This is a genomic window from Aquimarina sediminis, from assembly GCF_002895435.1.
In the GTDB taxonomy this organism is placed as follows: domain Bacteria; phylum Bacteroidota; class Bacteroidia; order Flavobacteriales; family Flavobacteriaceae; genus Aquimarina; species Aquimarina sediminis.
In genome coordinates this window covers 19,734-39,026 of record NZ_POYJ01000018.1, presented here as the reverse complement: position 1 = coordinate 39,026, position 19,293 = coordinate 19,734, and the positions used below count along the sequence as shown (strand labels likewise).

General features: G+C 32.7%; 16 protein-coding genes. 6 read left to right on the top strand and 10 right to left on the bottom strand.

Going from position 1 to position 19,293, the window contains the following annotated elements:
• The first annotated feature begins 5 nt into the window (after window positions 1–5).
• Complete coding sequence (locus C1X07_RS24160; RefSeq protein WP_103072629.1) at window positions 6–641, top strand: nuclear transport factor 2 family protein; 636 nt, start codon at window positions 6–8, stop codon at window positions 639–641.
• A gap of 18 nt (window positions 642–659) precedes the next feature.
• Here the strand turns inward: C1X07_RS24160 and C1X07_RS24155 are convergent, their stop codons facing one another.
• Window positions 660–2,084: an L-serine ammonia-lyase gene (locus tag C1X07_RS24155; protein WP_103072628.1), complete on the bottom strand. Its 1,425-nt coding sequence runs from the start codon at window positions 2,082–2,084 to the stop codon at window positions 660–662.
• Window positions 2,085–2,311: 227 nt separating this feature from the next.
• Here C1X07_RS24155 and dnaK point away from each other — a divergent pair, with 227 nt between their 5' ends.
• A complete protein-coding gene (gene dnaK, locus C1X07_RS24150) occupies window positions 2,312–4,228 on the top strand; it encodes a molecular chaperone DnaK (protein ID WP_103072627.1) in 1,917 nt (638 codons plus the stop codon).
• Window positions 4,229–4,306: 78 nt separating this feature from the next.
• Here dnaK and C1X07_RS24145 read toward each other — a convergent pair whose 3' ends face one another.
• The 3 genes from C1X07_RS24145 to C1X07_RS24135 are packed head-to-tail and all read right to left on the bottom strand — an operon-like array spanning window position 4,307 to window position 7,302.
• Window positions 4,307–4,984: a DNA alkylation repair protein gene (locus C1X07_RS24145; protein WP_103072626.1), complete on the bottom strand. Its 678-nt coding sequence runs from the start codon at window positions 4,982–4,984 to the stop codon at window positions 4,307–4,309.
• A 9-nt stretch (window positions 4,985–4,993) separates the two neighbouring features.
• Window positions 4,994–6,721 (bottom strand): gamma-glutamyltransferase, encoded by a 1,728-nt coding sequence (ggt, locus tag C1X07_RS24140; protein ID WP_103072625.1) that lies wholly within the window; start codon window positions 6,719–6,721, stop codon window positions 4,994–4,996.
• Window positions 6,718–7,302 carry an acyl carrier protein phosphodiesterase gene (locus C1X07_RS24135; RefSeq protein WP_103072624.1) on the bottom strand — a complete coding sequence of 195 codons (585 nt, stop codon included), beginning with the start codon at window positions 7,300–7,302 and terminating at the stop codon, window positions 6,718–6,720. The genes ggt and C1X07_RS24135 overlap by 4 nt, the downstream gene beginning before the upstream one ends.
• Before the next feature lie 140 nt (window positions 7,303–7,442).
• On the opposite strand from C1X07_RS24135, the gene C1X07_RS24130 reads away from it, so the two are divergent.
• Both C1X07_RS24130 and glmM read left to right on the top strand, forming a co-directional pair.
• Window positions 7,443–8,303 (top strand): SMP-30/gluconolactonase/LRE family protein, encoded by an 861-nt coding sequence (locus C1X07_RS24130; RefSeq protein WP_103072623.1) that lies wholly within the window; start codon window positions 7,443–7,445, stop codon window positions 8,301–8,303.
• 143 nt (window positions 8,304–8,446) lie between these two features.
• The gene (gene glmM / locus C1X07_RS24125) at window positions 8,447–9,835 is read left to right on the top strand and encodes a phosphoglucosamine mutase (RefSeq protein ID WP_103072622.1); all 1,389 of its coding nucleotides are present in this window, start codon (window positions 8,447–8,449) and stop codon (window positions 9,833–9,835) included.
• Between the two features lie 65 nt (window positions 9,836–9,900).
• On the opposite strand, the gene C1X07_RS24120 is transcribed toward glmM, so the two are convergent.
• The 5 genes from C1X07_RS24120 to C1X07_RS24100 all read right to left on the bottom strand — a co-directional run bounded on the left by C1X07_RS24120 (window position 9,901) and on the right by C1X07_RS24100 (window position 14,579).
• Window positions 9,901–10,398 (bottom strand): hypothetical protein, encoded by a 498-nt coding sequence (locus C1X07_RS24120; protein WP_103072621.1) that lies wholly within the window; start codon window positions 10,396–10,398, stop codon window positions 9,901–9,903.
• 4 nt (window positions 10,399–10,402) lie between these two features.
• A complete protein-coding gene (locus C1X07_RS24115) occupies window positions 10,403–11,509 on the bottom strand; it encodes a DUF6688 domain-containing protein (protein ID WP_103072620.1) in 1,107 nt (368 codons plus the stop codon).
• 175 nt (window positions 11,510–11,684) lie between these two features.
• On the bottom strand, window positions 11,685–12,584 hold the full coding sequence (locus tag C1X07_RS24110) for a lysophospholipid acyltransferase family protein (RefSeq protein WP_103072619.1): 900 nt from the start codon (window positions 12,582–12,584) through the stop codon (window positions 11,685–11,687).
• A 62-nt stretch (window positions 12,585–12,646) separates the two neighbouring features.
• Window positions 12,647–13,546 carry a lysophospholipid acyltransferase family protein gene (locus C1X07_RS24105; protein ID WP_103072618.1) on the bottom strand — a complete coding sequence of 300 codons (900 nt, stop codon included), beginning with the start codon at window positions 13,544–13,546 and terminating at the stop codon, window positions 12,647–12,649.
• A gap of 133 nt (window positions 13,547–13,679) precedes the next feature.
• Window positions 13,680–14,579 carry a lysophospholipid acyltransferase family protein gene (locus tag C1X07_RS24100; protein ID WP_103072617.1) on the bottom strand — a complete coding sequence of 300 codons (900 nt, stop codon included), beginning with the start codon at window positions 14,577–14,579 and terminating at the stop codon, window positions 13,680–13,682.
• Between the two features lie 138 nt (window positions 14,580–14,717).
• Between C1X07_RS24100 and C1X07_RS24095 the strand changes: the two genes are divergently transcribed.
• On the top strand, window positions 14,718–15,368 hold the full coding sequence (locus tag C1X07_RS24095) for a rhomboid family intramembrane serine protease (RefSeq protein ID WP_103072661.1): 651 nt from the start codon (window positions 14,718–14,720) through the stop codon (window positions 15,366–15,368).
• Window positions 15,369–15,421: 53 nt separating this feature from the next.
• Here the strand turns inward: C1X07_RS24095 and C1X07_RS24090 are convergent, their stop codons facing one another.
• Window positions 15,422–16,558 (bottom strand): redoxin domain-containing protein, encoded by a 1,137-nt coding sequence (locus tag C1X07_RS24090; RefSeq protein ID WP_103072616.1) that lies wholly within the window; start codon window positions 16,556–16,558, stop codon window positions 15,422–15,424.
• Between the two features lie 358 nt (window positions 16,559–16,916).
• Between C1X07_RS24090 and C1X07_RS24085 the strand changes: the two genes are divergently transcribed.
• Window positions 16,917–19,280: a GAF domain-containing protein gene (locus C1X07_RS24085; RefSeq protein WP_103072615.1), complete on the top strand. Its 2,364-nt coding sequence runs from the start codon at window positions 16,917–16,919 to the stop codon at window positions 19,278–19,280.
• The last annotated feature ends 13 nt before the right edge of the window (window positions 19,281–19,293 follow it).

Below are 19,293 nucleotides of genomic sequence, written 5' to 3'. Positions count from 1 at the left end.
TTTGAATGTGTTTTAGAATTGTAAATGTAGTCAATTACCAATATGGAGGCAAGAGGATTATGCTTTTGATTATACATGTAAAGGATGAGAAAGAGAATTATGTATTACAAAAAGAATTAAAACCTTATTTTTATGCTCATCAAAAAAAGAACGTTATGTATAAATTGTCAATAGCAGTCATTCTATTTGTCTCATTCACGGGGTATTCACAAAATGATATTTCGAACAACCAGGAAGCTACTTATAAGAAGGAAGTGAAACAAACTATTTTAGAGTTTTTCGAAGGTTTCCATAGTGGAGATACCACTAAAATTAAAACCACATTGGACAAAAATATAGTAATGCAAACCATCGTTAAAACAAAAGAAGGAGAGGTAAGAACGGTTAAAACTGATGTTGAGAAGATTTTAATTGCGATTAAAAATAGACCCGTAGAACAAAAGTGGGACGAACGATTGCTTTCATTTAAAATAGATGCAGATTCTTCTATAGCAAATGCCTGGACTCCATATGAGTTTTATGTCAATGAGAATTTTAGTCATTGTGGAGTAAACATTTTCCAACTATTTAATGATGGCAATAGATGGAAAATTATCGCCATTGCAGATACAAGGAATAAAGTTGGATGTAAAAAGAAATGAGATTCCTATATAAATAAATTAGCAATCACTTAGGCTTACTTTTACAGCCAAACCACCTTCGCTAGTTTCTTTATATTTTGTATTCATGTCTTTTGCAGTCTCCCACATCGTAGCTATTACTTTATCTAATGGCACTTTGGCATTAGCAGCATCAGTGTCTAAAGCCATTTCGCATGCATTAATAGCTTTTATTGCTCCCATTGCATTTCGTTCTATACATGGGATTTGTACCAAGCCTGCTATGGGGTCACAGGTTAGTCCTAAATGATGTTCCATTGCGATTTCACTTGCTATCAATACTTGTTCGGGAGTACCTCCCATAAGTTCTGTCAGTGCACCTGCTGCCATTGCAGAAGAGACTCCAATTTCGGCCTGACAACCACCCATTGCTGCAGAAATAGTAGCTCCCTTTTTAAAAAGACTACCAATTTCTCCTGCAACTAGCATAAATTGCCTTACATCTTCAAAATTAGCATCATGGTTTTCAATTACCATGTAGTACATCATTACTGCAGGGATAACACCAGCACTTCCATTTGTAGGAGCAGTTACCACTCTACCAAGAGAGGCATTTACTTCATTAACAGCCAAAGCAAAACAGGAGACCCATTTTAGTATTTGACGAAACTTTACTTCAGTATCTCGGATGGCTTCAATCCACTCTGTAGGGGTGTTGTATGAAGTGTCTCCTATCAATTTTTTATGAGTATCATATGCTCTTCGTCTAACATTTAAACCACCTGGCAATGTGCCTTCAGTATGGCAACCTGTATACATCGACTCAAGCATTACGTTCCATACTTTCGCAATTCTTTCATCAATTTCTGCATCACTCCTTAGTGCTCGCTCATTATCTAGAACAATTTCAGATACCTTTTTATTTTTTAAAGCACAGTACTCTAAAAGATCTGTAGCTTTTTGAATCGGCATAGGAAACTCCTTAAATGCTGTTAGTTTTTTTTCTTTTCTTTTTCGTTCTTCTTTTACAACAAAACCACCACCTATAGAATAAAAAGATGAAGAAATTTTATGTCCATTTTCTAAAGTAGCATGATATGTCATGCCGTTAGGATGAAAATCCTTAAATTCTTTATGGAAAACAATTTGAGATTGTGGATCAAAAGGTATTTGTCTGATGCTATTAAACAACAGTTTTTTTGAAGAATTTATGTTTTCAATAATAGACCCAATTTTAGAGACATCTATGGTTTGAGGATCATAGCCGCATAAGCCCAAAATTACAGCAATATCTGTAGCATGACCTTTTCCTGTAAGTGATAACGATCCAAAAAGATCAATCGAAATAGTCGAAACAGATTCAAAGAGTTCTTTTTCTTTTAGTTCTGCTATCCACCTTCTTCCTGCACGCCAAGGACCTAAAGTATGTGAGCTAGAAGGACCTACGCCAATTTTCAGCATATCAAAAACACTGATGCATTCCATATATTATAATTATCAATAAAATTTAGGGGGTAAATATAGTTTTTTGATAATAAATAAACTGGTTTTTTGTGGTATAGTTAATTTGGTGTTTAATTTCTTTTATTGAATAGCTCATAATGAGTTAATAAAAACATAATGACAACCTGTCAGATAGATCGTAATGGCATAATCATTGACTTAATAGCAATAAATTATTAAGAATAATAGTGTAACAATTTAGTATAAAGATGAGTAAAATAATAGGAATAGACTTAGGGACAACCAACTCTTGTGTTTCTGTAATGGAAGGTAATGAGCCTGTAGTAATCCCTAATGCTGAAGGTAAAAGAACTACTCCTTCTGTGATTGCTTTTGTAGAAGGAGGAGAAATTAAGGTTGGTGACCCTGCAAAACGTCAGGCAGTTACAAATCCAACTAAGACTATCTCTTCGATTAAGAGATTTATGGGAAATAAATTCTCTGAATCTTCTAAAGAGGCTGAAAGAGCAGCATATAAAGTTGTAAAAGGAGATAATGACACTCCTAGAGTAGATATTGATGGACGTTTATATACACCACAAGAGTTATCTGCAATGACTCTTCAAAAAATGAAGAAAACTGCAGAAGATTATCTTGGTCAGGATGTAACTAGTGCTGTAATTACTGTGCCAGCTTACTTTAATGATGCGCAGCGTCAAGCTACAAAAGAAGCAGGAGAGATTGCAGGTCTTAAAGTTGAAAGAATTATCAATGAGCCTACTGCAGCTGCATTGGCATATGGTCTTGATAAAAAAGGTACAGATCAAAAGATCGTTGTATTTGATTTTGGAGGAGGTACACATGATGTATCTATCTTAGAACTTGGAGATGGTGTATTTGAAGTATTATCGACAGATGGTGATACACATTTAGGTGGTGATGATGTTGATCAAAAAATTATTGATTGGTTAGCAGAAGAGTTTAAAGCTGATGAAAATATGGATCTTAGACAAGATCCTATGGCGTTGCAACGTCTTAAAGAAGCTGCAGAAAAAGCTAAAATTGAATTATCATCATCTTCGCAGACAGAAATTAACTTACCATATGTTACGGCTACAGCAAGTGGACCTAAACACTTGGTAAGATCATTAACCAAGTCTAAATTTGATCAATTGATCGATGACTTAGTAAAAAGAACTATTGAGCCTTGTCGTACAGCACTTAAAGCTGCTGGATTATCTACAAGTGATATTGATGAAATTATATTAGTAGGAGGATCAACTCGTATTCCTGCAGTACAAGAAGCTGTAGAGAAATTCTTTGGTAAAGCACCAAGTAAAGGAGTGAACCCTGATGAGGTTGTAGCTGTTGGAGCTGCTATTCAAGGAGGAGTATTGACAGGTGATGTTAAAGATGTATTGTTATTAGATGTAACGCCATTATCACTTGGTATCGAAACAATGGGTAATGTAATGACTAAACTTATTGATGCAAATACTACAATTCCTACCAAGAAATCTCAAGTATTTTCTACTGCAGCAGATAATCAACCATCGGTAGAAATCCATGTATTGCAAGGAGAGCGCCCTATGGCTGCTGATAATAAAACGATTGGTCGTTTCCACTTAGATGGAATCCCTCCAGCACAAAGAGGAACACCTCAGATCGAAGTTACTTTTGATATTGATGCTAATGGTATTATTAAAGTTTCTGCTACAGATAAAGCGACTAACAAATCTCAGGATATTCGTATCGAAGCTTCTTCAGGACTAACAGAAGAAGAAATTGAGAAAATGAAGCAAGAAGCAGAAGCAAATGCTGAAGCGGATAAAGCAGCGAAAGAAACTGCAGAAAAGCTTAATGAGGCTGATGGAATGATTTTTCAAACAGAAAAACAGCTAGCAGAATTTGGTGATAAATTATCTGATGATAAGAAAAAACCAATTGAAGAAGCTCTTGAAGAGTTGAAAAAAGCTTATGAGTCTAAAGATCTTGCTGTAATTACACCAGCTCTTGATAAAATCAATGAAGCTTGGAAAGTTGCTAGTGAAGAAATGTACAAAGCTCAGGCAGAAGCGCAACAAAATGGACAGCCTGGACCTGATGCAGGTGCTGATCAGCCTTCTTCAGACGGTGGTTCTGAAGGAAGTGATGTAGAAGATGTTGATTTTGAAGAAGTAAAATAAACAAATAAACAGTTTATATACTAAAAATGATGCGCAGTGAAAACTGCGCATTTTTTTTGTCTTATTATTAGCTGTATTTTAAAATAAACGAATTCTTTTTAGTCCTTCTTTTTCGGATAAAGGTTTTAGTTTTACCATAGTTATAAAATTTACTACTGACTCTGGGTTTGTTTTTGAATACTCTCGTAGCGCCCAACCAATAGCTTTTTTAATAAAAAACTCATCAGAAGCCTTATGCGTATCACAAAGCTTATATAGCAATTGAGAATCAGTATTTTCTTTATATCCTAGTTGAAAAAGAATTGAACTACGATTAAGCCACATATTATCTGATGAAGAGAATGTATCTATAACAGAATGTATTTGATCAGGAAATTGCAATAAAAAATTTCCTAAAATGTGCTTTGCAATAAAGTCAACTGAATCCCACCAGGAATTGGTCGTTATCAAGTGTTCTATAAAACCAATATCGGAGACTTCATATTTGTTTTTAAGAAAACGATTAACTAATTCTATTGCACAATAATGAAGCTCTCTTTGCGGCTTTTTATATAGGCTATTTGTTATATTTAATATTTGATCTCGAGAAAGCTCAGACTTATGTTCATTGATAACTTCTTTTAGAAGAGTTTTTCTCGTGGGAGCTTTAATGCCTAAAAAAATAAATTTATTTTTCATATATGTCTGCATCCTGGCAGCTTCTATTGAATTAGAATTACTTTCTAATTTAGAAATTAAAGAAAATACAAAACTCATATTTTAAAATTAAAAACCAACTGCAGTATCATCACCTCTTTTATCAGCTCCTCCTTCTAATGTACCATCCGGAAGCACAAGAATACCATCAACTTTTCCTATGATTTTGGATTTTTCCTGATTGATATGATATCCCTTTTGTTTTAAACTATCTAATACATCTACATCAAAAGATTCTGGCTCAAAAACGACTACATCAGGTAACCATTGATGATGAAAACGGGGGGCATTTACTGCATCTTGCATTGTCATTCCAAATTCTTTTACATTTAAGATAGTCTGTAATACAGAGGTTATGATCGTTGACCCTCCAGGAGTACCAACAGACATCCACAGTTTTCCATCTTTTTCTACAATAGTAGGGGTCATAGAACTGAGCATTCTTTTTTCTGGTGCAATAGCATTTGCTTCAGCCCCGATTAGACCAAACATATTGGGAACGCCTGGTTTAGCACTAAAATCGTCCATTTCATTGTTAAGAAAAGTCCCTATTTCTGGTACGTATAGCTTTGACCCATATGCACCATTAAGAGTAATAGTTACAGAAATTGCATTTCCAAAAGAATCCACAATAGAGTAGTGGGTAGTTTCATCACTTTCATAACCAGGAACGATCCCACAATTAATATCAGAGGATCGAGTAGCTTTATCAAAACTAAAATCTTCCATTCTAGAGGATAGGTATTCTTTTCCAATAAGTGTGTCGATAGGAATCTTTACAAAATCAGGATCGCCTAGATAAAAACCTCGATCGGCATATGCTCTTCTTTCTGCTTCAGTAATAACCTGAATAGTCTTTACTGAATTATGTCCATACTTGTCTAATTCATAGGGTTCGATCATTTTCATGATCTGTGCTAAACATACACCTCCACTAGAAGGTGGTGACATAGAGATGATAGATAACCCTTTATATTCGAAACGAACAGGTTTACGCCATTTTACTTCGTATTTTGATAGGTCCTCCATGGTAATAATACCTCCTTTGGATTGGATTCGATCTACAAGTTTTTTTCCAGTTTCTCCTTTATAGAACTCGGCAGCACCATTTTTAATTATACGTTCTAATGTTTGTGCTAGTTTGGTGTTTTTAATAGTGTCTCCGGCTTTATGCTGTTTTGCAAAAAGGATAGTGTCTTGATTTACTTTATAAAAAAGCTCATTGTAATTATCAAAACGTTTTTTTTGCTTTTCAGTAACTATAAATCCTCGATTAGCTAAAGCTACTACAGGTCTTAGGATTTCTTCTATTGGTAGTGATCCAAATTTTTCATGTACTGCAAAAATACCGGCGACAGTACCTGGTACGCCTATAGCCAAGGCTCCAAGTTGGCTTTTTTCTGGTATAGCATCACCATTTTTATCTAGATACATATCTTTGGTAGCTGCCAAAGGTGCTTTCTCCCTGTAGTCAAGTGCTCCCGTTTCTCCATTAGCTTTACGGTATACCATAAAACCACCGCCACCCATGCTCCCGGCAAAAGGATAGGCTACAGCAAGAGCCATTTCTGTACCTACCATAGCATCAAATGCATTACCCCCTTTTTTCATAATATCCACACCAATCTTAGAAGCTTCTTCTCTGGCAGATACTACCATGGCTTTTTCAGATATTAGACCAAAAACAGGTTCTGCTTTTTGTTTTATTTCAACTCTAGGTTCGGTATTTGTTTTACAAGAAAAACTTAATACAAGTAACGTGATGTAAAATAAGTGTTTGATGGAGTTTTTTTTCATAGTGATCTTATTTCATTTTTAGTATATAGTTCTAGTTCTTCAAAAAATGAGCGAAATTCTTTATCAAACTCAGAGTAATATTGCTCAAGTTCGATGACGGCAAAATTCATCTTAGACCTGTTCTTTGTCCTTTGATTCATTTGATGTAAGACTGTACCTATTCCCTGAATAGACGCATAACTAAGTAACCAGTTATCCTTAATCATATATGGTGCAAAATTTTGAATTTGCTTTGGTAAAATCTCATGATATTCCTGTAATAATTCATAAAATTCTGCTACATATTTTTCTAATGGTATTTCAGAATACTCTGACCAGTTTGCAGCCAAAAAGTGGTCATATAATATATCTACAATTACAGTACTATAATGCCTGTATTTTGGAAATAATCGTGACACACTTTTTTTTACAGTATCATGAGTATCTGTGTAAGAGTCGATTTTGCGGTGCAAGGTTATACCTTGTTGTATGCGTTGTGGATATTGTAAATACTTTTTTCCTTTAACAGAATCGGCAATGAAATTACCTATTTTAAGTTCTGGATCTTCTCCAGAAAGGTATATATGAGCTAGAAAATTCATTGGGTTAAAATACGACTTTTTAAAAACTAATATCTATAATTTAGTGTCGTTTGTATGATAAATTATACCGCTCGTAAAAAAAAGAAAGATTATCTGCGGTAATAAATTATTTTTAGAGATACTAATTGAAAAATTGAATTATGAAATATACTTTGGGTTTTTGTTATTTTATCGCTATTGTTTTGTTAGTATCATGTAATAGAGGAGTTAAAAGTGAGGATTTTACGACTCCAAATTCATTTACTAGTGGTGTCGAAGGACCTGCTACAGATAGTGTAGGGAATATTTATGCGGTTAATTATCAAAAAGAAGGTACCATTGGTAAAGTGACTCCTGAAGGTCAATCCTCATTGTTTATAGAGCTTCCTGATGGTAGTATAGGTAATGGTATTAGGTTTGGTAAACAAAATAAGATGTATATAGCAGATTACACAAACCATAATGTTTTGGCAGTCGATATGAACACTCAAAACATTTCAGTTTTTGCGCATCTTCCAGAGGCAAATCAACCTAATGATATTACAATATCCCCTTCAGGTGTTATTTATGCAAGTGATCCAAATTGGAAAAAGGGGACAGGTAATATATGGAAAATAGATATAGATAAAAGATTTGAAAGATTAGAAGCTAATATGGGTACCACAAATGGGATAGAGGTAAGTCCTGATGGTAAAAAGTTGTATGTAAATGAATCTGTTCAACAAAAAATATGGGTATATGACATACAAAATGATGACTCGATAGTAAATAAGAAATTATTATATTCTTTTAAAGATTTTGGACTTGATGGAATGCGATGTGATCGCCAAGGAAATCTGTACGTGTGTAGGTATGATAAAGGTACAGTTGTGGTATTGTCACCAAGAGGAGAGCTTCTTGAAGAAGTAAAACTTCAAGGTAAAAAGCCTACTAATATTACCTTCAGTAACGATTTTTCAGTTTTTTATGTAACGATGGCTGATAGAGGGTGTATTGAAACGGTTAAAAATCCGATTTTGTAATTCAATTCTGGATAAATTTGTGTGTTGTTTCTAATTTTCTGGGAATTTTAAAAAAATGTATTTACAAATTTGTAACCTATTAAATTGTTGCCGTTTGTCATAAACTTGTACATTTGTTTGAAATACAAAATCAATCAATATATATGACATTAATAAAATCAATTTCGGGAATTAGAGGTACAATTGGAGGAACTGTTGGCGATAATCTTACGCCAGTAGATGCAGTAAAATTTGCATCTGCATACGGAAGCTGGTTAAAGAATGAAACGAATATAGAGCACCCTACTGTTGTAGTAGGTCGTGATGCTCGTATTTCTGGTGCAATGATTCAACAATTAGTAATGAATAGTTTAGTAGGGTTAGGAATACATGTGATTGATTTAGGGCTTTCTACAACACCAACTGTAGAGGTGGCGGTACCTATAGAAAAGGCAGATGGAGGGATAATCCTAACGGCAAGTCATAATCCTAAACAATGGAATGCCTTAAAACTTCTTAATCATAAAGGAGAATTTTTGAACTCAGAGAATGGTAAAAAAATTTTAGACATTGCAGAAAATGATAAATATACTTTTGCAGAGGTCGATGATTTGGGAAGTATAACCGTAAATAATACATATATAGATATACATATAGAGGAGGTTTTGAATCTTTCTTTGGTAGATGCTGAACTTGTGAAAAAATCAAACTTTAAGGTTGTAGTGGATGCGGTTAATTCTACAGGAGGAATTGCTATCCCTGGTTTACTTAAAAAGATGGGAGTTGAGGTTGTCGAATTGTATTGTGAACCTAATGGGCACTTTCCTCATAACCCAGAACCTTTAAAGGAACATTTAGCTGATCTTTCTGAATTGGTGGTAAAAGAAAAAGCAGACCTAGGGATAGTTGTAGATCCTGATGTTGATCGTTTGGCTTTTATGAGTGAAGATGGAGAGATGTTTGGAGAAGAATATACATTGGTGGCTTGCGCAGATTTTGTGCTAGGTAAAACCCCTGGAAATACTGTTTCTAATTTGTCTTCTAGTAGAGCATTAAGAGACGTAACAGAAAAGCATAATGGCGCATACCAGGCAAGTGCCGTAGGCGAAGTTAATGTAGTAGAGTTAATGAAAAAAAACAAAGCGGTAATAGGAGGAGAAGGAAATGGAGGTATAATATACCCAGAATCACATTATGGAAGAGATTCTTTGGTGGGAGTAGCTTTGTTTCTTACCCATTTGGCAGAGAAAAAATGTAGTGTTAGTGAACTTCGTAGAAGCTATCCCTCTTATTATATGAGTAAAAATAAAATACAGTTAACTCCTGGTTTGGATGTTGATGCTATTTTGAATGGATTTCATAAAAAACATGCCTCTGAAGAGGTGTCAACTGTAGATGGGGTAAAAGTAGATTTTGCAGATTGTTGGGTACACTTACGTAAAAGTAATACAGAACCAATCATACGTATCTATACCGAAGCATTGGGGCAGGATAAAGCAAATCAACTAGCAGAAGATACGATTGCTTCTTTAAAAGAAATAGCTGGGATTTAACCCCATGTATTTAGTTTAATTACTATAAAAGGAAAGATCTTTCCTTTTATAGTAAAAACTAAAATTCAATGGCATCGTTTATCAGCTTGGTGTTTGCCAGTATCACTATATGATAAAGTGTAGACAGGAAGCCTATTAGACCAGTTTTTTATAGTGAAAAATGGTTGTTCACTTGTTACAGTGCCTACATAATCACAAAAGACATAATATTTATCTTCTATCGGACAACATTGTTTTATTGAAGTAACAAAACCTAGTTTAATATCCGGATACTCTTTGTCGTAATAATTTTTTATAATAGTTTCGCTTCCTTGAGGATATCTTCTTATTTCCAAAAAAACATGTCCACAATGATTACTTGAGCCAGAAGAGTTTCCGAAAAAATCAGTATAGTATACTTGTTTTGTTTCGGAAGGGTGTTCAATGTTTTCAAAGTAGAAAAGTAATTTACTATGATCGGTATTATTTTTTAATCCATGGATAAATGGTTTAGCAATTAGAAACCAAAAAAGTCCAAGTATACTTGTTGTTGTAACTAAAATGATAATCAATTTTTTAGACATAGTATTACTCCTGTGATTTTTGAGTAAAAACAGCATTGATGTGTTTTCGGTGTTCCGGATTCAAATATTGTTTAGCAATTCTATTTTCAGGGTTTTTATCAAAAGTATACAAGGTTATCAAAAAACACCATTCTAAGGGTTTCATGATTACATAGGTCAGATCTGATATTGTTTTATTATTAAAAATATGGTAATGCTTATGTATGAGATTGCCAACTTTGTTGTAGTTATGTCTGATTACTTTATGTACCTTAGGAAGTCTTTGTTCTACGAGTTCTTCAAAGGCATTAGAAATAAGCAATTGTCTATTGCATAAAATAGGCTTTCCTCTTCTTTCTCCCAAACGAGTTGGCTTTACTATGTTTTCATGACCTTTGGCAGCTACTGAACATAAAAAGTGACCACCACATTCTACATTATAACACATATGGTCTAGCTGAGAGAATCCATGTTTATAGGTATCTGTAAAAGCGCTGACGATAGAATCTGGTTTTTGCCCAAAAAGCAATAAAAATGCCGTGATAATAGTCAAGATTGGGATACAGAGTATTAATAGAATAGGAATCTTAAAAAAACTTTTCATACTTAGGATTTTCCAAGACCATTTTTTGATAACTGTATTTTGTTGCTTGTCTATGTGCTCCGAATATGCTAAAAACTGTTTATGATTCTTGATAAGCTCTAGTAAGAACAATAGTATTATAGGCAAATTCCCTAATAGCCAAGTGGGATCGTTTATTTGTATTGCTATAAAAATGTTAAGAACAATTCCTGCTAATAGAAATGAGTTTATCAATATTTCTATTATCGGACTTACGATAGTTTTTTTGTAAGTAGAATATAGATAAGCTAAAGCACATAATATGATTAATGAGTATACTGTAAGTTTATGATCTGGAGAAAATGTTGCGCTATCAGTGCAACAATCGTTTGTATTTGTATCAATAAGGCTTAGGTATAAGAAGGGCAATCCAATAATAACAATAATATCTATAACACGTATAAGTCCTTTGTATGGTAGTCTTTTTCCTGTGCCAATAAATTTTATAAAATCAATAGAAACAATAAGGGCAGGAAGCCCAAAAAATCCTAAAAATAAAAACCCTTCCATTTGTATATTTTATCAGTAAGCTATAAGCTAATCTTTTTATTTAAATCTATAGCAAGGTACTGCATTTGATAATTTTATAATATACTGGATTCCGTGAAAAAACTTTATTTCGGCAGACAAAACTTATAAGTTTGTTGGATTTTGATTGCTTACTGTAATTTTAAATATTTAACAGTTAATCAACGGTAGCTCCTTCAGGTATTTGGGCATTTCTATGTTTCCATCGTTTGTGAGTCCATAGATAGTATTCAGGTTTTTGACGTATTTGGTTTTCAAGTAATTCTAGATATTTTTTAATGATGTAGTATTTTTCTTCTTCTTTGCTATTTTCTGAGATAGGAATAAATTTCACTTCATAATGGCCTCTTTTTACTTTTTCTACATGTAAGTACAATACGATGACATCAAGTCGCTGTGCTAAAAATTCACCTCCTAAAAATATAGGAACTTTTACTCCCATAAAATCAGTCCAATATTTTGCATTACTAATTTTAGGTGATTGGTCAGAAATCATACCATACCCACATACGATTCCTTCTTGCTTATCTTTAATGATTTGTCTGGCTACTTTATGGCTAGGGATAAGCCTGGAATTAAATCGCCCCCTAATACGATGTGCTAATCGATCAAAGTATTTGTTCTCTATTTGTTTGTAAATCCCAACGCATGGATTTAAGGATACTAGGTCAACCGCATTTGACCATTCAAAGCTGCCATAATGCCCCATCAGTGTTATAATACTTTTGTTCTTTTTTTCGAATTCATGAAATTCATCAAGGTTTACTACTTTATAGCGTTTTATCAATTCTTCTCTTGAGATGGATAGCGATTTTGTCATTTCTAAAAACATATCACACATATGTTTATAAAATGATTTGCTAATACGATCAATCTCTTTTTTAGATTTTTCAGGAAAAACTAAAGATAGGTTTTCTATCACTGTTTTTCTTCTATATCTAATAATATAATAGATCAAGATATAGATAATGGTAGAGAACATATAAAACAATCGCCAAGGTAGTTTGGAGATTGCTAAAATTATTGGGTAAACTAAACAGTATATTATTAGTTGCATGGTTGGGTAGTTAAAAACGTACAAAGATAAGTTTATTTAGGGGGCTTGAGCATTTTGAAGCCTTAATCTATTGTTGCCCCATATGGAATTGAAGCATAGCGGTGTTTCCATCGCTTGTGAGACCATAAATAATGTTCTGGGGATTTATAAATCTGTTTTTCTAATAATCGCAAGTAATTTTTGATTATAGAGTAATCTTCACAGTTTTTAGGGTCTTCGGTTATAGTAACAAATGTAGCTCGATAATACCCTCTTTTTATTTTTTCTACTTGTAAATAATAGGCATTTAAAGCTAGCCTTTTTGATAAGACTTCGGCTCCTATAAAAGTAGGAATCTTTACTCCCATAAAATCAGTCCAATAGGTTGCTTTATTGAGTTTTGGAGATTGATCAGAGGCTAAGGCGTACATATAGAGCCCTTTATGTGCTTGATCTTCTGTAATAATCCGCATAGCATCTTTGGTTGGAATTACTCTTGATCCAAAGCGGGCACGTATTTGATGTACTAGTTTATCAAAATACTTGTTTCTGATTTGTTTGTAAACACCAACAGCTTGAAAATCTGTCTGTAAATCAATTACATTTGCCCATTCATAGCTGGCGTAGTGCGCCATAAATATAATTACATTTTCTCCTTTGGCTTCCAACTCCCGAAGTTTTTCCATATTTGTAACCTCAAAGCGTGATTTCATTTCCTTATTTGAAATAGAGATGGACTTAATCATTTCGAGAAACATATCACACATATGCTTATAAAACCCCTTTCTTATTGTATTTATTTCGAGAAGAGTTTTATGGGGGAAAACCATATTTAGATTTGTAGTTACAGTTTTCCTTCTATATCTAATGATATAATATATGATAAAGTATATAAAGGTAGAAAAGGCGTAAAAAAGTTTCCAAGGAAGTTTTGAAATAAACCATAAAATAGGATAAACTAATCTATATGTAATTAGTTGCATATATATTGGAGTTAGATGTACTAAAATAGAAGTATTTTGTTAAAATCAACTGCAATATGTTAAAAAAATCTAAATATTCAATAAATAGAAGTTAAGAAATAAAATCAAGGTATAAGAAAATAATCTGCAAAATTTAGTTTATGATAGCTCCTTTAGGCTTCAAGGCATTACGATGTTTCCACCGTCTATGCGTCCAGAGATAATAATGAGGAGCTTTTCGAATTTGCTCTTCTAATAAACTAAGGTATGTTTTTGTGATATAGTGCTCGCCACAGCTTTTTGCATTATCTGTTATCTTTATAAACTTTGCTTGATAGTAGCCTCGCTTTACTTTTTCTACTTTCAAATACATAACTGGCATATCTAATCTTTTTGCCAGGACTTCGCCTCCTGTAATGACAGGTACTTTTATATCCATAAAATCTGTCCAGTATAAGGCATTCTTTAGCTTAGGTGATTGATCTGATAATAATCCATAGGCACATACTTTACCATTTACTTTATCTCTGGTAACTTCTTTGATAACATTGCGGTGTTTTATAAGCCTAGTATCAAATCTACCTCTAATACGATGTGCTAACCGATCAAAGTATTTATTTTTAATCTGTTTGTAGACTCCAACAATAGGAAAATCCATTACAAATTGAGCGGCAATAGCCCATTCGTAACTGGCATAATGCCCCATAAGTACAATAATACTTTTGTTTTTGGATTGCACTTCTTTAAACGTATGCGGATCAATTATTTCAAATCGCTTTGTCATTTCTTCTTTAGAAATAGATAAGCTTTTGATCATTTCTAAAAACATATCGCACATATGTTTATAGAATTGTTTACGAATTTTGTTGATTTCGTTATTTGATTTTTTCGGAAAGGCTAGAGACAAATTTTTGGTAACTACTTTTTTTCTATACCCAATAATATGATAGACTACAATATAAATAAAGGTAGATAAAAGGTATAATAATCGCCAAGGTAATTTTGAAATTATCCATAATATAGGATAGACAAAATAGTATACTAACAGTTGCATTAATCACTAAATTAAAACATGCAAATATAAAAACTATTCGTGCTTTTATATCATAAATTTTTGCTAATAAGAGAGGATAATTTGATTAGGTTTTTTGAGGTAAAAATATATAGTATCTTTGAAAAAAAATATAACTATATGGGGAACCTTGATCTTGTTTTAATACTAATTATTGCAGCTAATATATTGATGTCATTAAAAGGGTTTAATGATTTTTCATTTTTTGAAAAGTATAAGTTTAATATTGGGGGAATTAGAAGGGGAGAACAAATAAGGATGCTAACATCTGGATTCTTACATGTTGATATGATGCATCTCTTTTTTAATATGTTTACTCTTTATTTTTTTGCTCCGGTAGTTATTGGTTTTTTGGGTAATGTTAAGTTTTTAATTGTTTATTTCGGAAGTTTGTTAGTTGGTAATTTATTCTCCTTGTTTTTTCATAAGGATGAATACCACTATAGTGCTGTGGGTGCTAGTGGAGCAGTTTCTGGAATCATATACGCTGGTATTTTGTTTAGACCGGATATGAGTTTGTATTTGATGTTTATTCCTATCCCTATTCCTGCATATGTTTTTGGAATTGGATATTTGTTATATTCCATTTTTGGAATGAAAAACAAGATAGGTAATATTGGTCATGATGCCCATTTTGGAGGCGCAGTTGGTGGGTATGTAATAACTTTGATTTTAGCACCATGGTTGTTTAATGAAAACCTGTTTATGATTGGATTACTTGCAATACCAATCATTATTCTCTTTATTCTGCAAAAGTTGGGGAAGTTATAATACAAAAAACGGGTCTTTTAGACCCGTTTTTTGTAAAGTGTATTGTTTAAGTATTATAAAGGTTTCTGTTCTAGTAATTCTGATATTTTCTTTTCAAGAGCAGGACCTCTAAGGTTTTTGGCAATAACATTTCCTTTTTCATCAAGTATAAACGTAGCAGGTATAGATCTTACACCATAAGCCCTAGCAATTGGTTCTTGCCAAAATTGTAGGTTAGAAACATGATTCCAGTCTAGATTATCATCAGCAATAGCTTTGGTCCACGCTTCTTGTTTTTTATCAAGAGAAACTCCAATTATATTCAGCCCTTTATCGTGGTATTTATTATATACTTTTACTACATTAGGGTTTTCTATTCTGCAAGGTTTACACCAAGAAGCCCAAAAATCTATAATAGTAATCTTACCCATTGACTCCTTAAGAGATAATGTTTTTCCATCTGGAGTAGGAGCAGAGAAATTTTCTGCAACAACACCTATATCAATTTTCTTTTGTTGAGAAACAGTAATCGCACTAGTAATAAGTTGATCTAGGTTTTTACCTAATCTAGTAGATTTCAATGAATCATTTACGGCAGCAAACTTTACCTTAGCTTCTTGCGGAGTAAGAACCTTAAGGTTTAAAAGATCCGTTATAGCCATTACTGATACAAGAGAAGAAGCATTGTTTTCTGCAATATTTTTTCTAAACTGCTTTTCTTTTTCTAACAGCTCATTTCTTTTTGTTGTTATAGTAAGAGCTTTGTCTGATTCTCCTAATTTTGAAGCAATCTGATATTGTGTATTTAGATCTATTTTTTCTTCATTGTATTTTTTAAGGGTGTTAAGATAAGAATAGAATAGTTCATTTTCTGATCCCCCTTTTATAATAGAAGACCTCATACTATCTTTATAGATAGTCATTTGAATAGGATTGTTTTCTGCCAAAAATAATACATTTCCTCTAATGTCTTTAAAAGTCAAATAATTAAAATCATTGTTTTCTGGCGATGGTAGTGCTATTTCAAACTTTTCTTGTTGTATAGTAGTAGAGTCAATAATTATTGGTCTACTGGATTGGCTGATAGCATTTACATATACTACGGTTCCATCTTCAAAACCAGTAGTATCGGCAGTAATAAAGTATCCTTTTTGATCTTTTTGACAAGCTACGAGTAGGAGAGTCGTAAGCAGCAGTGCAATTCTTTTCATTGTGTTTGGTTTTATTGATCGTAAAAGTAAAGAATCCAAGGTATAAACCCCAAAAATTAACGTTGTAGAAAAAAATATTTGTTAATAAATGTTGTGTTTGATAGCAAAATTAAGTTAAAATGGCGTTTTTGATGTAACAAAACCTAGCGTTTTTGAGTCTAACCAAGAGGGTATTATGTATCTTTATAAGAAATGAAAAGAAATTAGATGTAATAGTATGTCCTTTTTTTTCATATTAATTCGTCTTCTTATTAGTAATAGTTATTTGGCGACACTAATTATCGCTTAATAAATTGTTAATATATAGAGATACAATATGGTTTGTATTATTTTTGTAAACAATAAGAAATGAGAAAAAATGAGGGGTTTAGAGCAGGATTTTCCATTAGATATATCGATTAGTTTTTCAAAGTTGTTTGAACGATATAGCGAGTTAGTAAAAAGTGATAATGAACTTGTTAGGGATAGAGCATCAAAAGTTTTAGAGATTGCTGAGAGCTATCCAGAACTAACAGAAGGAGTAAAAGATGAGGAAAGAATTAAAGAATTATTGCCACAGATTAATTTGGTGCTCGAAGATTCTTTCTCTGAAGTCTTACAGCAAAATGAAATAAAAATTGCTACAATTCCTTTTCATAATACAGTATTAAAGTCATCTCAGCGATATCAGAATATTATTAAGGCTGCAGGTAAGGATTTTGAACCGCAAATTAAAAACTTAAATGAAAGCCATTACTATATTATGGGCTGTAGTATGATTTTAGGAAGTTACTACGATTATAATATTGATTTTAGAAGACCATTTTTTTATGACATCCCTGATGTCAATGGGATAATACGTCATTATAGAATAATGTATAATGGAGATTTTATTGATATCATAAAAACAGATAAAGCCAAAGATATTACAGATGATGATGTAGCAGAGTTATTGGATAATTTTGATAATGTTGAGATCTGGAAAGAAAAATTCCCACCAAATAGTTGGATTTTTAAAGGAGTGGTTATCGCAAATATGTTTGATGTTACAACCGATGTTTCTTTGTCTGATTTTAAAACAAGCCTTATCAAATATGATAAAACACAAGGAGATTTTGTAGGTAGTTTTCAACAAATTTTTAGAGCAATATTCAATCTTTATGAAATTAAAGTTGGTTTTGCCAATTATAATCCAGAAGATCAGGCTTTTGAACGAGTTCCTTTTAAAAATATAGATAGTTATATTCTATATAAAAAATATTCTAATAGTTGTAAATCTGCTCTTTGTGTAGGTACATATCACTATTTGTTTGAAGAGTCTAAATATTTTGCAATTTCTGATGTAAAGAAGTATCAAAAAATGTCTCCAGATACATTATTGTATAAAAATTTGGATGCACAGGGGATTAATAGCGCAATTATTGCTCCAATAGTAAGCGAAGGAAAATTATTAGGAGTCCTAGAAATAGTTTCGCCCAATGTTTATGAATTAAACAGTATTAATGCGAATAAATTACAGGATGTAATGCCATATTTGGTAGACTCCGTATTACGATCTAAAGCCAAAGCAGAAAACGAGTTGGAGTTAATTATTCAGCAAGAATGTACTTCTATTCACCCTAGTGTGCACTGGAAATTTAAAAAAGAAGCCAAGCGTTTTATGAGAGCTATGGTAGACGAAAATCCAGTTTCATTTGGAGAAGTAGTATTCGAGAATGTATATCCATTGTATGGGCAAATAGATATCAAAGGATCTTCAGATGCTCGAAATCATGCAATACAAAAAGATCTGGTATTACAACTAAATAAAATTTCTGAAATTATTTATAAGGTTATAGAATCTGATCCGTTACCTATCTATGAACAATTGCAGTACCGAACAGATCAATATATCAATACTGTAACAGAGCAATTACAGGTTGATAGTGAACAGAAGATTCTCAGTTTTATACAAAAAGAGATAACCCCTCTTTTTGTACATCTTATTGATAAGAACAGCGAGTTAGAAGCTCTCATCAATACATACAATGATATGCAGGATAAACGTATCAAAACGGTTTATAAGTACAGAAAAGCATATGACGAATCTGTAATGCTTATTAACAAAAAGATGGCGGCCTTACTAGATCAAAAACAAGATGAAGCTCAAGGAATGTATCCACATTATTTTGAACGCTTTAAATCTGATGGAGTTGAACATAATTTATACATCGGAGAATCAATTACAAAACAAGATAGTTTTAATAAAATATATTTGTATAACCTAAGATTGTGGCAGCTTCAAGTAATGTGTGAAATGGAAAACGCATATTACCAAATGAAAAAGGACTTGCCATTAGCGTTGGATGTAGCCTCAATGGTTTTAGTATTCAACTCTTCTTTATCTGTTAGATTTAGAATGGATGAGAAACGTTTTGATGTAGACGGGACTTATAATGCAAGATATGAAGTAGTGAAAAAACGGGTTGATAAGTCGAAGATAAAGGGTACAGATCAACGGATTACTGAAAAAGGAAAATTGGTCATTGTATACTCTCAGCGATCTGATGAAAGAGAATATATAAAGTACATCAACTTTTTACAATCCAAAAACTATCTTGAAGAAGAAATTGAGATTGTAGAATTAGATGATCTCCAAGGGGTAACAGGTTTAAAAGCATTAAGAGTTAATATTCTTTATCATAAGAGTAATCAAGATAAAGAATATTATACATATGAAGATTTAATGAAAGAGCTTAATTAAATTAGATTAATCT

Bases quoted from the DNA above. Each gene is read 5' to 3' on its own strand.
- ggt (WP_103072625.1), bottom strand. From the start codon at position 6,721: ATGAAAAAAAACTCCATCAAACACTTATTTTACATCACGTTACTTGTA.
- C1X07_RS24110 (WP_103072619.1), bottom strand. From the start codon at position 12,584: ATGCAACTAATAATATACTGTTTAGTTTACCCAATAATTTTAGCAATC.
- C1X07_RS24100 (WP_103072617.1), bottom strand. From the start codon at position 14,579: ATGCAACTGTTAGTATACTATTTTGTCTATCCTATATTATGGATAATT.
- C1X07_RS24120 (WP_103072621.1), bottom strand. From the start codon at position 10,398: ATGTCTAAAAAATTGATTATCATTTTAGTTACAACAACAAGTATACTT.
- C1X07_RS24155 (WP_103072628.1), bottom strand. From the start codon at position 2,084: ATGGAATGCATCAGTGTTTTTGATATGCTGAAAATTGGCGTAGGTCCT.
- C1X07_RS24130 (WP_103072623.1), top strand. From the start codon at position 7,443: ATGAAATATACTTTGGGTTTTTGTTATTTTATCGCTATTGTTTTGTTA.
- C1X07_RS24105 (WP_103072618.1), bottom strand. From the start codon at position 13,546: ATGCAACTAATTACATATAGATTAGTTTATCCTATTTTATGGTTTATT.
- C1X07_RS24115 (WP_103072620.1), bottom strand. From the start codon at position 11,509: ATGGAAGGGTTTTTATTTTTAGGATTTTTTGGGCTTCCTGCCCTTATT.
- C1X07_RS24090 (WP_103072616.1), bottom strand. From the start codon at position 16,558: ATGAAAAGAATTGCACTGCTGCTTACGACTCTCCTACTCGTAGCTTGT.
- C1X07_RS24095 (WP_103072661.1), top strand. From the start codon at position 14,718: ATGGGGAACCTTGATCTTGTTTTAATACTAATTATTGCAGCTAATATA.
- glmM (WP_103072622.1), top strand. From the start codon at position 8,447: ATGACATTAATAAAATCAATTTCGGGAATTAGAGGTACAATTGGAGGA.
- dnaK (WP_103072627.1), top strand. From the start codon at position 2,312: ATGAGTAAAATAATAGGAATAGACTTAGGGACAACCAACTCTTGTGTT.
- C1X07_RS24135 (WP_103072624.1), bottom strand. From the start codon at position 7,302: ATGAATTTTCTAGCTCATATATACCTTTCTGGAGAAGATCCAGAACTT.
- C1X07_RS24160 (WP_103072629.1), top strand. From the start codon at position 6: ATGTGTTTTAGAATTGTAAATGTAGTCAATTACCAATATGGAGGCAAG.
- C1X07_RS24085 (WP_103072615.1), top strand. From the start codon at position 16,917: ATGAGGGGTTTAGAGCAGGATTTTCCATTAGATATATCGATTAGTTTT.
- C1X07_RS24145 (WP_103072626.1), bottom strand. From the start codon at position 4,984: ATGAGTTTTGTATTTTCTTTAATTTCTAAATTAGAAAGTAATTCTAAT.